The sequence below is a fragment of the Stenotrophomonas terrae genome, assembly GCF_039674165.1.
Classification (GTDB): Bacteria; Pseudomonadota; Gammaproteobacteria; order Xanthomonadales; family Xanthomonadaceae; genus Stenotrophomonas; species Stenotrophomonas terrae_A.
This window is the reverse complement of sequence record NZ_JBDJMY010000034.1, coordinates 1-13,734: the sequence shown is the minus strand read 5'-3', so window position 1 is coordinate 13,734 and position 13,734 is coordinate 1. Positions and strand designations below refer to the sequence as shown.

Below are 13,734 nucleotides of genomic sequence, written 5' to 3'. Positions count from 1 at the left end.
AATGACAGACGCAGTTGAGTTCAAAGCAACATTGACCCGCTACCTGAAGGCGCGGGTTCCCTTCATCTCGATCCGCAGCACCGAGCGGGCGCGCGTGCTGGATATCCTGCGCGAGGTGGCCGGCAACCTGAGTGCTCCGTTCTACGTGCATACGCTTTCGCAGGGCACCCGCGAGCTGGCGACCGGGCGGGTGGTCAATGAGGACCGCTCGGTCATCGGCGCGGTGGATTTCGCAAGCCAGCAGATGGCTCAGCGGCAGAACCTGAGCTTCGTTTTGACCGAAGTGTCGGACATGGAGGATGACACTGCCTCTTCAAGGCAGTTGATCGATGTGGTGATGCTGGCCGCCGACCATGGTGGTTCCCTGGTGGTTGTTACCAGCAAGCCGATATTCGGGCAGTTGCAGCGGCTGGGCATGTCTGCGCAGTTGTCGGCACCGAATGAAGACGAGATGGCGGCGATCATCCGGGAGCAGATCGACCCCTATCGGGGGCAGTTCGTCATTGAGTGGGATGACCAGGACGTGGCCCGTGCAGCGGCGATACTTGCCGGTGTGTCGCGGCTGGAGGCGGAGAACATCATTGCCACGTTGCTGGTGAACGGGCGCATCAGCAAGGCTGATATGGTTGAGCTGATGTCGGCCAAAGACCGGATTTTCGCCGACATCAGTGGCATTGAGCGGGTCTCGGTGCGTAGTGCGGAGATGACCGTTGGTGGTCTGGGCGGGCTCAAGGCCTGGTTGCAGCGCGAGAGGCCGTTGCTGACGGCGGATCTGCGTGAACGTGGTATTCGGCCGCCACGCGGCGTGCTGTTGGTTGGGGTGCCGGGCTGCGGCAAATCCCTGTCGGCCAAGGCCATTGCGCATGACTGGCAGCTGCCTTTGTACCGCTTGGATCTGTCGACCATCCATGGGCAGTACCTGGGGCAGAGCGAAGGCCGGCTGAAGGAGGCGCTCGCCACTGCTGATCACGTCGCGCCTTGCGTGCTGTGGATCGATGAGATTGAGAAGGGTTTGGCAGGCGCGGGCGGCAATGGCGATGGCGGCACGTCCACCCGCCTGGTAGGGCAATTCCTCTACTGGTTGCAGGAAGCACGTACCCGTGTGTTCGTGGTGGCGACGGCGAATGACGTATCGCGGTTGCCGCCTGAGCTGTTGCGCCGAGGACGCTTCGACGAGTTGTTCTTCGTGGATCTGCCCACTGCCGAGGAGCGCCGCGACATCATTGGCATCTATGCACGCAGGGGCTTGCAGGAAGGAGTCCTGGAGGAAGCCTTGCTGGACGAATTGGTGGAGATGTCCGATGGATTTGCAGGCTCTGATCTGGAGTCAGCGGTACGCGAAGTGGTCAAGGAAGCCTATCTGCGCGGCGACGGTGTGGTTAATGACGAATTATTCCGCCGCAGCTTCCAGAACGTGGTGCCGCTTTCCCGAACTGCACCGGAGCAGATCGAAGGTATCCGCGCGTGGGGCAGGGAGCGTGCGGTGCCGGCATCGGGTGAGCCGATTGGCTCGGGTATCACCCCCGCAACCCGCCCGCGTCGGGCGGTACTGGCCTAATTACAGATAGGCGTCGCATGCCGGCAACCATTTCGGGAGTGCAGCGTACCGTTCTGGTGCCGCAAGGGCAGCGGAGCGGCGCCACAACCGCCATGGGGAAATGATGACGGCCGCCATGGGCGGCCATTGCGTTAGCCGTACTGTGGGCACAGAGCGCGTCACGCCCCGTAGCAGTGCGCGCTCCACCAACTGTGGGTATTCAACCTCATCGCTTTTTGGCGGGGCCTCATCGTTGGGGTGGGTTGAAAAACCTGTACCGCACTCGGCTGTGCGCTCAGTGACGCAGTAGTGTCTCGATGTGCCGCACCGCGTTGATTACGCCATCCTCACTCATCATTTGTCTGCCCAATGCGGCAGCACGTGCGCGGGTCTGTGCTTGCTCGGCAAACGCCAAGGCGGCAACGAGTTCCCCATGCTGCAGGCGCTTTGCAGACAGCGCGGCCGGTGCCACCCCCAGTTTCTGCAGCCGATCGGCCCAGAAGAACTGATCGGCCGCAAATGGCATCACCAATGATGGAACGCCGGCACAGCAGGCCGAATGGGTGGTGCCACTACCGCCGTGGTGGATGACCAGCGAAGTACGCGGAAATAGCGCCTCGTGCGGGGTGTTGCCGATCACATGGACATTGGCAGGCAATGGCTGCTTGGGCAATCCTGCCCATCCCGGAAACAGCAGCACGCGGCGTCCGTCCAGCATCTTCAGCAAACCCGCCAGCACCACCTCGCGGTCGAAGCCCATCATGCTGCCGAAGCCCAGGTAAACCGGCCGCTCACCCGCATCGAGAAACGCCTGTAGCGCTGGTGAAGGTGACCATGTCTGCGCATCTTGGGCGCGCCATTGGCCGCAGACATGGTGGTTGCTTGGCCAGTCGGTAATGGCGGGCAGCAGGCAGGGTGATATGCCATACAGCATGGGCACATCGCGCCATAGGGAGTGCCGTGGTGGCATGCCGAGTACTTGTGTGCGTGCCTGGTTGATCGGTCGCCGGAACTGGCGCCAGATCAGTTGGTTCACCAGGTGGTAGCTCAGCCGGTTGAGCAGGCTCGGCACGTGGTTCGGCGGTAGGAAGGATGAGGCAAAGGCGCGTGTGGGAGTGATTGGAATCATGCCCGTACCGATCAGTGGCAGCTGCCGATGCTCGGCCACGCTCATGCCGATGAAGGCCGCCAGCCCGCCACTGAGGACGGCGTCGCAACCTTCGGCGGCGTTGTTGGCCTGGCGCATCCAACTGGCGGTATGGCGCATGGCGATACCGGCCAAGCCGCTGCTTGCAGCGCGTATGCCATTGCCACTGGCTACCAGGGCCGTCACTTCCGATTGGATGTCGCCCTCCAGTCCCTGGTGGGGTACGCCCAGTGCCTGTGCGCTGCCGAGGGTGCCGGCATAGGCCAGCAGGATGACCTCGTGGCCGGCATCGATCAGGCCGCGGCACAACATGGACAGCGGTCGTGTATCGCCTTCGGTGCCATAGGTCAGGGCCAGCAGTTTCATGGTTGGCCTCCATGGGCGTAACGGGTGTTGGCTTCCGGGTGAGCATATCCGGGCGGCAGGCAACGGTTGGCGTGTGTGATTGTGCGTGAATCGCCACCGGTGCGCTGCGCTTGCCCGGGCGACATGGGGCGGTGCGGTGACGTTTTGTTGCGTTGTCGTGCACTTGCCCTAGGTGTTGGTGGCTTCTAGAGTTGGCCGGGCGCAAGGGAATCGGAGTGAAACCATGGACGTGACGGTGCTGAGGCTGTTCGGTGTGTTGTCAGGCATGTTGGCGATCAATGCTCACGCCGAGGATTCCAGCATCTACATCGAGTTCCTCTGGTCCAAGCCGCCAGCGGGAGCGCTGGCCAGGCAGCAGGTGAGGCAGTTCGTCACAGAGGCCGGGCATGACCACCGGATCTGCGTGGCTGCCAATGCGAAAGCGGCCGACGTAGGTGGGCTGCAGTTGGAGGTTCTGGATGCGCGCGGGGCACGGATGTCGTTGCAGCAGCATCCCGATTATGTGGGTACCAAGCAGTGTTATCCCGCCGACCTGGGTCGTGATGGGGTGGCGGGAGACTGGACGGTGCGGGCGAGGCTTGGCGATGGCCGCAGCAAGGATGCAAGCCTGCGCGTCGATCACCGGTTGCAGGATTCACCCCGCTACCAGCTGCGTTCTGAGCCCTATGTGGTGGGGCGGCCAAATTACGATGCAAGCATCCCGCCGGAGCAATGGTCCGGCCGGTTGGTCTGGGCGGTGGACGTGGACCCGCAGGGCAGGGTCACCCAGGTCGAGGTGGAAGTGGCCGAAGGGGTGGGTGAGCGCCTGCGTGAACGGGCCATCGCCGCAGGCTACCTGACCCTGTTTCCGCCCGACCCGGGCAGGGCGGCCAGACCGCTGCGCTGGCGTCGCGAGCTGTCTTTTGCCCCCGATTGAGCCAATGCTGGGGCTTGGCTTGCGCTGATGGGGGCTGGCGGGCATAATACGCGGCTCGCTGTGTCCGGAATTCTCCGGATCGGTGGCCGGGAACACGTCATCTGGCCATCCTCGTCGGCGTAACCTTTTGAATCCCATGACGCGTGGCGGGTAACCGCCGGGGCCGCCGTCTTCCTGGCTAAGGAAGTCATCAACATTACCGAGGTGCGCAATGTCCCGCGTATGCCAAGTTTCCGGCAAGCGAGTGCAGACGGGTAACAACGTCTCGCACGCCAACAACAAGACCCGTCGTCGTTTCCTGCCCAACCTGCACGAGCGCCGTTTCTGGGTTGCCAGCGAAAACCGCTGGATCAAGCTTCGTGTTTCCGCGCATGCACTGCGCACCATCGACAAGAACGGCATCGATTCCGTTCTGGCTGAGCTGCGTGCGCGCGGCGAAAAGGTCTGAGGAGTAGACGATCATGGCAGGCAAGCGCGATAAGGTCCGTATGATTTCCTCGGCCGGTACTGGCCACTTCTATACGACCGACAAGAACAAGAAGAACACCCCGGGGAAGATGGAATTCCTCAAGTACGATCCGGTTGTTCGCAAGCACGTGATGTACAAGGAAGGCAAGATCAAGTAATCCTTCGGGGTTGTTTGAGCGCCGTTCCAAGCAGAACCCGCCGAAAGGCGGGTTTTGTGTTTCAGTGGCATGAAAAAGTTCCCGCCCTGCCTGCATGAATACATGCACTGGCAGCATCAGGCGCGGGTACTGCATCGCCTACAATCGGGCGGATGAGTGTTATCGATACCCCTGCATTGTGTGATCTGGCCATCATTGGCGGTGGCGCCGCCGGCGTACTTGCCGCCATCGGTGTACTGCGTGGCGCAAGCCAACCACTGCGTTTGCTGGTGATCGAGCCGAACCTGCCGCTGGCGCGTGGCGTGGCCTACGCCACCACCCGCGAGGAGCACGTGCTGAACGTGCCGGCCGCCAAGATGAGCGGCTTCCCTGAACAACCCGAGGACTTCCTCGACTATCTGTGTGACGTACAGGCCTTTCCCGCCTTGTCGCGTGAACAGCTGGCCTCGCAGTTCGTGCCGCGCCGCCATTACGCCGACTACCTGCGCTTGCGTCTGCAGCAGGCGCTGGATACCAGTCCGGCGCAGCTGGAAATCCTGGCGGTGCGGGTGCAGGCATTGCAGCCCAATGACGCCGGCGTGCTGCTGACCCTTGATACCGGCAGTTCAGTGCAGGCCGGGCGGGTGATTCTGGCGGTGGGCAATGCCCTGCGGCCGTTGCCTGCACGCGGCGCTGGCAGTCTGCCTGCCAGCCTGCGCGTGGAAGCCTGGGATTACCCGGCGCTGGGCGGCATTGCCGGCACGGCGGATGTGGCAATTATCGGCTCCGGCCTGAGCATGACCGACGCCGTCGCGACCCTGCAGGCCAACGGCCATCGCGGCCGCGTCCACGTCTTGTCGCGGCATGCGTTGCTGCCCTTGCCGCATGCAAAGGGCGCGGCGGCCGATTACGATCCCGAGCCGCTGCTGGCGATGAATCTACGCCAGCGGATGCACGCGCTGCGTGCCCATGCGGCCGAGGCGGCAGCACGCGATATTCCCTGGCAGAGCGTGATGGAGCGGATCCGTCCGCTGGGCCAGCGGCTGTGGCAGACCCTGTCGGGGGACGATCAGCGCCGCTTCCTGCGGCATGTGGTGCGCTATTGGGATGTGCACCGGCACCGCATTGCCGCGCCTGTGCACGCACAGCTGCTGGAGCTGCAGCAGTCCGGCCGCCTGCAGCTGCACCGTGGCCGCCTGGAAACCGCGGTCGCCGAGGGCGCCTGCGTCTGTCTGGGTGCACAGGACCGCCAGCGCCGGCCGCTGCAGCTGGAGGTGCAATGCGTGGTCAACGCCACCGGCGTGGAAATGCGCGCGCAGGCAATGCGCAATCCGCTGTTGCAGCAGGTGCTGGGCAGCGGCGTGGGCCGTGCCGGGCCACATGGGATTGGTCTGGATACCGCGGCGGACGGCAGCTTGATCGATGCCGAAGGCCGGGTGGAATCACGCATCCAGGTGCTGGGCAGCCTGCGTATCGGCAGCCTGTGGGAAAGCCTGGCCATTCCTGAATTGCGTGGGCAGGCCGCGGCTGCGGCAAAACAAGCCTTGTAGTGCCGAGCCATGCTCGGCAGAGGCCCTCCAAGCAAGCCCAAGTGCTCGGCAGAGGCCTTCCAAGCAGGCGCAGGTAGTGCCGAGCCATGCTCGGCAGAGGCGTTCCCGGTAAAGCTCCTGCCGAGCATGGCTCGGCACTACAGGGCGGTCTTCGGCAAGTCCCCTGCCGAGCATGGCTCGGCACTACAGATGCGGTCTTTGGCAAGTCTCCTGCCGAGCATGGCTCGGCACTACAGGAACCGTTGCGCTGCATCCCGTAAAATGGCGGCATGGATGTTTCCCACTTGCTCGACGGGCTGAACGCAGCCCAGCGCGAGGCCGTTTCCGCGCCTCTTGGTCACCACCTGATCCTTGCCGGCGCCGGTTCCGGCAAGACGCGCGTGCTTATCCATCGCATTGCCTGGCTCACCGAGGTCTGCGGTGTGCCTGCGCACGGCATTTTCGCTGTCACCTTCACCAACAAGGCGGCTGGCGAAATGCGCCACCGCATCGACCTGCAGCTGAGCCGCGGCAGCCGTGGCATGTGGATCGGTACCTTCCACGGCCTGGCCCACCGCCTGCTGCGTCTGCACTGGGCCGATGCCAAGCTGCCCGAGGCCTTCCAGGTGATGGATTCGGACGACCAACTGCGCATGATCAAGCGTGTGGTGCAGCAGCTGGAGCTGGACGACAGCAAGTACCCGCCCAAGCAGGTGATGTGGTGGATCAATACGCAGAAGGATGAAGGCCGCCGCCCGCAGCACATCCAGCCTGAGCCGCATGACCAGTGGGGCGAAACCCTGCGCCAGGCCTATGCGGCCTACCAGGAGCGCTGTGATCGGGCGGGCCTGGTCGACTTCGCCGAGCTGCTGCTGCGCGCGCACGAACTGCTGCGCGACAACCCGGCGCTGCTGGCGCATTACCGCGCCCGCTTCCGCGAGATTCTGGTCGACGAGTTCCAGGACACCAACGCCATCCAGTACGCCTTCGTGCGCGTGCTGGCCGGCGACAGCGCGCATGTATTTGTGGTTGGTGACGATGACCAGGCTATCTATGGCTGGCGTGGTGCCAAGGTCGAGAACGTGCAGCGCTTCCTCAAGGATTTCCCGGGCGCGCAGACCATCCGCCTGGAGCAGAACTATCGCTCTACCGCCAACATCCTCGGCGCCGCCAATGCGGTGATCGCGCACAATCCGGATCGCATCGGCAAGGAGTTGTGGACCGATAGCGGGGACGGCGACCCGATCGATCTGTTCGCCGCCTACAACGAAATGGACGAGGCGCGTTATCTGGTCGAGCGTGCGCGGCAGTGGGTGCGTGATGGTGGCAGCTACGGCGATGTCGCCGTGCTCTACCGCAGCAACGCACAGTCGCGCGCCTTCGAAGAAGCGCTGCTCAGCGAGCAGGTGCCGTACCGCGTGTATGGCGGCATGCGCTTCTTCGAGCGTGCTGAAATCAAGGACGCGCTGGCCTACCTGCGCTTGATGACCAACCGCAACGATGACGCGGCGTTCGAGCGTGCGGTGAATACGCCAACGCGTGGCATCGGTGAGCGTACGCTGGACGAAGTGCGGCGTATCGCCCGGCAGCAGGCCTTGCCGCTGTGGGAAGCGGCGATGCTGGCCACGCAGGGCACGGATCTGACCTCGCGTGCGAAGAATGCCTTGGCTGGCTTCATCAACCTGGTGCAGCAGATCACCGCCGAAACCGGCGAGATGGATCTGTCCGAGCGTATCGATCACGTGTTGTCGCGCTCGGCGCTGCGTGAGCATTGGGGCAAGGAAAGCCGCAACGCGCTGGATTCGGAATCGCGCACCGACAACCTTGACGAATTGATCTCGGTGGCCTCGCGTTTCGTGCGCCGCGAAGACGATATCGAAGAAGGTGCCGAGGACATGAGCGAGCTGGTCGCCTTCCTGTCCTATGCCTCGCTGGAAGCCGGTGAAGGCCAGGCGCAGGCTGGCGAAGAAGGCGTGCAGTTGATGACGCTGCACTCGGCCAAGGGCCTGGAATTCCCGCTGGTGTTCCTGGCCGGCATGGAAGAAGGCCTGTTCCCCAGTGCACGTTCGCTGGAAGAAAGTGGGCGCCTGGAAGAAGAGCGTCGCCTGGCTTACGTCGGCATCACCCGCGCGCGCCAGAAACTGGTGCTGGGCTATGCCGAATCGCGTCGCATCCACGGCCAGGACAACTACAGCCTGCCGTCGCGCTTCCTGCGCGAGATCCCGCGCGAGCTGCTCAATGAAGTCCGCCCCAAGGTACAGGTCTCGCGCCCGGCCTCGCTCGGTGCAAGCCGGTTGATGGGTGGCCACGCCAACATCGAGGCACCGCCGATCAAGCTCGGCGCATTGGTCAATCACCCGAAGTTCGGCGAAGGCATGGTTACCGACTACGAAGGCAACGGCCAACACGCGCGCGTGCAGGTCGAGTTCGCCGACGCCGGCAGCAAGTGGCTGGTGATGGCGTATGCGAATTTGACGGTGATTTGATTGGTTCATGGGCGCCGATGAGCTGTCGGTGCCCATGATCTGTGCGGAGAGCTGCCGAGCATGGCTCGGCACTACAGGTTTGCGGCGTGTTGCTGCAGCTGCTCCCAATCCAGATCGAATTTGGCCAGGTATTTGCGCAGGCGTCGGTGTCGTTGGTGCTGGCGCGTTGGCATTTCGACAGCCAAGGCGAGCGCGGGCAGGCCGCGAAGGCGGGGGCTCGCCGGGTGAGCGGACCACACTGCGAGGTATGGGTCAGCCGTTGATCGGCCCGGTTTGATCTTGCGCAAGGCATGGGGGCAACATCGGGTGTGCAATGGTGTCCCCACCACCCTTCAACCAAGGAGAACTGCCATGTACAAGCGCATCCTGATCGCCACCGATGGTTCGGAGCTTTCCGCCAAGGGGTTGGCCAAGGGCCTGGAACTGGCCGCCCAGCTGGGCGCGCACGCCGACATCGTCACCGTTTCCGAGCCGTGGGCGGTGGGCATGTACGACGCCATGGGCTGGAGTGCCGGCTATGAGGCCAGCCCGGAGTACAAGAAAGACCGAGAGGAAGCCGCGCAGAAGATCCTGCAGCCGGCGCTGGAAGCGGCACACGCAGCCAATGTGGCCGATGTACAGACCCATCACGTGCTGGACCGCTACGCGGCCGACGGCATCATCGACACCACCAAGGCCTGCAACAGCGACCTGCTGGTGATGACCTCGCATGGCCGCCGGGGCGTCACCCGCGTACTGCTGGGCAGCCAGACCGCCGAAGTGCTGGCCCGCAGCACGGTACCGGTACTGGTGATCCGCTAAGGCTTTGAGCCCCCTCCCTTTTGCCGCAGGCAAAGGGGAGGGTTGGGGAGGGGTGCTTTTTGCTGTGACCCCAAAGAAACAAGAAGCCAAAATCAACAAAGCCCTCGAACGAGGGCTTTGTCTTACCGGGTGAATAGGCTTGCCGGCCTTCAGGCTTGGCTGCCCAAAGCACCCCTCCCCAGCCCTCCCCTACGCTTCGCGCAAGGGAGGGGGCAAGATCACCAGCTATACAGCTTCCAGTACACCGGCTTGGTGCCGTCCTTGTCGCTGTCCATGCGGCCGTCGCCATCGCGGTCGTACATGTAGAACGGTGCACCGCGCGACGGGGTCACCTTGACCATGCGCAGAGCGCCGCCGACGCGGTACTCCTCGATGGTGTCGCCGTTGTCCATCGCCTTGCGCGTGACATCCGCACCTTTGACATCTACCGGCGGTGAACCGCCGCCCATGCTGGCGCAGCCGGCCAGGGCCAACAGGGGGATCAGCAGCAAGGATTTCATGGTGGTGCTTCCTTCGGTGGGAATGGCCCGATTATGCCTGTCTACGTGCAGCAACGGCCCGCCGCGTAGAATCAGCGCATGAGCAGATTAGTCCTGATAGACGGGTCCAGTTACCTGTACCGTGCGTTCCACGCACTCCCGCCCCTGACCAATGCCAATGGCGAGCCTACCGGCGCGCTGTTCGGCGTGGTCAACATGCTGCGTTCCACGTTGAAGGAAAAGCCCGAATACGTCGCCTTCGTGGTCGATGCGCCGGGCAAGACCTTCCGTGACGACATGTACGCCGATTACAAGGCCAACCGCCCACCGATGCCCGATGAGCTGCGCTCGCAGGTGCAGCCGATGTGCGACATCGTGCAGGCACTGGGCATCGACATCCTGCGTGTGGACGGGGTGGAAGCCGATGACGTGATCGGCACGCTGGCGCTGGCCGCCGCTGCCGACGGGCTGGAGGTGACCATTTCGACCGGCGACAAGGATTTCGCCCAGCTGGTGCGCCCGGGCGTGGTGCTGGTCAATACCATGACCGGCAGCCGTACCGATTCGGACGCGGCGGTGATGGACAAGTTCGGCGTGCACGCCGGGCAGATCGTCGATTACCTGGCGCTTATGGGCGATACCGTCGACAACGTGCCGGGCGTGGACAAGTGCGGGCCCAAGACCGCCGCCAAATGGCTGGCCGAGTACAAGGATCTGGACGGCGTGATTGCCGCCGCGCCGGCCATGAAGGGCAAGATCGGCGAGAACCTGCGCGCTGCGCTGCCGCGGTTGCCATTGAACCGTGAGCTGGTCACCATCCGCACCGACGTGCCGCTGCCGCAGGGCCCGCGCGATCTGCAGCTGCGCGAGCAGGATGTGGAATCGCTGCGCGGCCTGTATGCGCGTTACGGCTTCACCCAGGCCCTGCGTGAGCTGGGCGGGGTGGCCGCACCGGATGTTGCCAGCGACAGCAAGCCCAGCCTGCGCGGCACCGCCGCCGGCTATGCCAAGGCGGCCGACAGCGAACCGGTTGTTGGCCTTGATCCAGCCATGGCGGTAAAGGGTGAATACGAAACGGTATTCACCACTGAACAATTGCAGGCCTGGGTACAGCGGCTGCAGGCCGCCGATGAGTTCGCCTTCGATACCGAAACCGATGCACTGGACGCGATGCGCGCCAACCTGGTCGGCATCAGCCTGGCGGTGGAGCCGGGCAAGGGCGCATACATCCCGGTCGGTCATATCTACCCGGGTGCACCGGCACAGCTGCCGATGCAGCAGGTGCTGGATGCACTGCGTCCGCTGTTGCAGGACGCCAGCAAGAAGAAGCTCGGCCAGCACGGCAAGTACGACATCCATGTGCTGCGCCGCCATGGCGTCGATGTGCAGGGCTATGCCGACGACACCATGCTGGAAAGCTTCGTGCTCAATTCCACTGCTACCCGCCATGACATGGACTCGCTGGCGCAGCGCTACCTCGGCTACACCACCACCAAGTTCGAGGAAGTGGCGGGCAAGGGCGCAAAGCAGATCTCCTTCGCCCAGGTCGGCATCGATGAAGCCGGTGCCTATGCGGCCGAGGATGCGGATATCACCCTGCGCCTGCACCGCGTGCTGGGCCCGCAGCTGGCCGCCGTGCCGTCGCTGGAAAGCGTGTACCGCGATATCGAAATGCCGCTGGTGCCGGTGCTCGCACGCATCGAAGCCAATGGCGTGCGCATCGACATGGCAGAGCTGAAGCGGCAAAGCAGCGACCTGTCCGCGCGCATGCTGGCCGCGCAGCAGAAGGCCACCGAGCTGGCCGGCCACACCTTCAACCTGGATTCGCCCAAGCAGCTGCAGGCGGTGTTGTTCGATGAGCTGGGTTTGCCGGCGCTGGTGAAAACCCCCAAGGGCCAGCCCAGCACCAACGAAGAAGCGCTGGAAGCGATTGCCGAGCAGCACGAACTGCCACGGGTGATCCTGGAATACCGCGGCCTGGCCAAGCTGCGCAGCACCTATACCGACAAGCTGCCGGAGATGGTCAACGCCGATACCGGCCGCGTGCATACCAGCTACCACCAGTCGGGTGCGGCAACCGGGCGGCTGTCCTCATCCGATCCCAATCTGCAGAACATCCCGATCCGCACCGACGATGGCCGCCGCATCCGCCAGGCCTTCGTGGCGCCGCCGGGGCGCAAGCTGATGGCCTGCGATTACTCGCAGATCGAGCTGCGCATCATGGCGCACCTGTCCGAGGACCCTGGCCTGGTGCGCGCGTTCGAACAGGGCGCCGATGTGCACCGTGCCACCGCCGCCGAAGTGTTTGGGCGCGCGCTGGAAGAAGTGACGCCGAACGAGCGCCGCGCCGCCAAGGCGATCAACTTCGGCCTGATGTACGGCATGAGCGCCTTCGGCCTGGCCAAGAACCTGGGCATCGACCGCGGCCAGGCACAGGATTATGTGGCGCTGTATTTCAGCCGCTATCCGGCGGTGCGCGATTTCATGGAGAGAATGCGGGTGCAGGCACGTGAGCAGGGTTATGTGGAAACCCTGTTTGGTCGCCGCCTGTATCTGAACGATATCCACGCCCGCAACCAGGGCCTGCGCGCCGGCGCCGAACGCGCCGCGATCAACGCACCGATGCAGGGCACCGCCGCGGACATCATCAAGCGCGCCATGGTCAGCGTGGATGGTTGGCTGCAGGGGCACAGTGACAAGGCCAAGATGATCCTGCAGGTGCACGATGAACTGGTATTCGAGGCCGATGCGGACTTCATCGACGTGTTGCGTGGCGAAGTCGAGCAGCGGATGGCGTCTGCGGCGAGCCTGCGTGTGCCCTTGGTGGTTGACACCGGAATCGGGGAAAATTGGGATCAGGCTCATTGATTTTCCAGTTTCTTAACCAGAAAGTATTAGTAAATGAAACAATGCGTCGCGTTACATCGTATTTATTAAGTACGGGCGCAGTTTGCCTTATGAATCTCTCCTTAATCTTTCTGGCAGAACGACAGAATCTTCACGAACCATCAAGGTTGAGGATGCTCATATAGCCCTCGACAGACGCAATGTCTGTCACGGATCTCTCCCATCCCCTGGAGCAGATCTCGGAGCGGGGATTCCTCCCCAAATGCCCGCTCCCCGGCCCCGTCGACCCCCCCCTGGTCGGCGGGGCTTCTTTTTGGGCGAAACAAAACCTTGCCGCGCGCGTTGTTGGCGCCAGCGTTCTCGCATCATCTTTATCCGTGGTGATCGACGATGGCAGCCTGGGAATGCGGAGGGCGTCATGTCGGATCTATTTGCGCTGGCCATGCCTTGGTGGGAGTTCGTGCTGCGCGCGGTAATCGTCTACGTGGTGGTGCTGGTGATGGTGCGGGTTGCCGGCAAGCGCACGCTGGGCCAGTTCACGCCCTTCGACATGTTGTTGCTGGTGCTGTTGGGCAACGCCGTGCAGAACGCCTTGCTGGGGCAGGACACCTCGCTGGGTGGCGGCTTGCTGCTGGCGGCCACGTTGATCGCGCTGAATTACTTCGTCGGCTGGATCACCACCCGCAGCGCGGTGGTCGAGCGGGTGATAGAAGGCGAGCCGGTGGTGCTGGCCCGGCACGGCCACGTGCTGCAGAAAGTGCTGCAACGCGAGCTGGTGAGCAAGGCCGACTTCGCCAAGGCGATGCGCGATGCCGGCTGCGACGACGTGGATGAAGTGGAAGTAGCACTGCTGGAGACCAACGGCCACATCACCATCATCCTCAAGAAGGACAAAATGTAGTGCCGAGCCATGCTCGGCAGGGGCGTCGCAGATGTAGTGCCGAGCCATGCTCGGCAGAGGCATTACCAGGAATCCAAACTTGTAGGAGCGGCGTAAGCCGCGAAGCTGGTGGTCTACCCG

12 protein-coding genes are annotated in these 13,734 nt (G+C 63.6%); 10 read left to right on the top strand and 2 right to left on the bottom strand.

Annotated elements, in window-relative coordinates:
* Window position 1 precedes the first annotated feature (1 nt).
* Window positions 2-1,558, top strand: a complete 1,557-nt coding sequence (locus ABE493_RS13925) for an AAA family ATPase (RefSeq protein ID WP_346499509.1) — start codon at window positions 2-4, stop codon at window positions 1,556-1,558.
* A gap of 274 nt (window positions 1,559-1,832) precedes the next feature.
* Here the strand turns inward: ABE493_RS13925 and ABE493_RS13920 are convergent, their stop codons facing one another.
* A complete protein-coding gene (locus ABE493_RS13920; protein ID WP_346499508.1) occupies window positions 1,833-3,050 on the bottom strand; it encodes a glycosyltransferase in 1,218 nt (405 codons plus the stop codon).
* Window positions 3,051-3,273: 223 nt separating this feature from the next.
* Between ABE493_RS13920 and ABE493_RS13915 the strand changes: the two genes are divergently transcribed.
* From ABE493_RS13915 to ABE493_RS13885, 7 genes are all read left to right on the top strand, one after another.
* The gene (locus tag ABE493_RS13915; RefSeq protein ID WP_346499507.1) at window positions 3,274-3,966 is read left to right on the top strand and encodes a hypothetical protein; all 693 of its coding nucleotides are present in this window, start codon (window positions 3,274-3,276) and stop codon (window positions 3,964-3,966) included.
* Window positions 3,967-4,177: 211 nt separating this feature from the next.
* The gene (gene rpmB, locus ABE493_RS13910) at window positions 4,178-4,414 is read left to right on the top strand and encodes a 50S ribosomal protein L28 (RefSeq protein WP_057630274.1); all 237 of its coding nucleotides are present in this window, start codon (window positions 4,178-4,180) and stop codon (window positions 4,412-4,414) included.
* Window positions 4,415-4,424: 10 nt separating this feature from the next.
* Window positions 4,425-4,592 (top strand): 50S ribosomal protein L33, encoded by a 168-nt coding sequence (gene rpmG, locus ABE493_RS13905; protein ID WP_172675037.1) that lies wholly within the window; start codon window positions 4,425-4,427, stop codon window positions 4,590-4,592.
* Window positions 4,593-4,744: 152 nt separating this feature from the next.
* Window positions 4,745-6,121, top strand: a complete 1,377-nt coding sequence (locus ABE493_RS13900) for an FAD/NAD(P)-binding protein (RefSeq protein ID WP_346499506.1) — start codon at window positions 4,745-4,747, stop codon at window positions 6,119-6,121.
* Window positions 6,122-6,390: 269 nt separating this feature from the next.
* On the top strand, window positions 6,391-8,586 hold the full coding sequence (uvrD, locus tag ABE493_RS13895; protein WP_346499505.1) for a DNA helicase II: 2,196 nt from the start codon (window positions 6,391-6,393) through the stop codon (window positions 8,584-8,586).
* A gap of 86 nt (window positions 8,587-8,672) precedes the next feature.
* Window positions 8,673-8,849, top strand: a complete 177-nt coding sequence (locus ABE493_RS13890; RefSeq protein WP_346499504.1) for a hypothetical protein — start codon at window positions 8,673-8,675, stop codon at window positions 8,847-8,849.
* An 88-nt stretch (window positions 8,850-8,937) separates the two neighbouring features.
* Window positions 8,938-9,387 carry a universal stress protein gene (locus ABE493_RS13885; protein ID WP_346499503.1) on the top strand — a complete coding sequence of 150 codons (450 nt, stop codon included), beginning with the start codon at window positions 8,938-8,940 and terminating at the stop codon, window positions 9,385-9,387.
* Window positions 9,388-9,605: 218 nt separating this feature from the next.
* Here ABE493_RS13885 and ABE493_RS13880 read toward each other — a convergent pair whose 3' ends face one another.
* Window positions 9,606-9,887 (bottom strand): DUF2782 domain-containing protein, encoded by a 282-nt coding sequence (locus tag ABE493_RS13880; RefSeq protein ID WP_346499502.1) that lies wholly within the window; start codon window positions 9,885-9,887, stop codon window positions 9,606-9,608.
* Window positions 9,888-9,965: 78 nt separating this feature from the next.
* Between ABE493_RS13880 and polA the strand changes: the two genes are divergently transcribed.
* Window positions 9,966-12,734: a DNA polymerase I gene (polA, locus tag ABE493_RS13875; protein WP_346499501.1), complete on the top strand. Its 2,769-nt coding sequence runs from the start codon at window positions 9,966-9,968 to the stop codon at window positions 12,732-12,734.
* Window positions 12,735-13,131: 397 nt separating this feature from the next.
* On the top strand, window positions 13,132-13,614 hold the full coding sequence (locus tag ABE493_RS13870; RefSeq protein WP_346499500.1) for a DUF421 domain-containing protein: 483 nt from the start codon (window positions 13,132-13,134) through the stop codon (window positions 13,612-13,614).
* Window positions 13,615-13,734 lie beyond the last annotated feature (120 nt).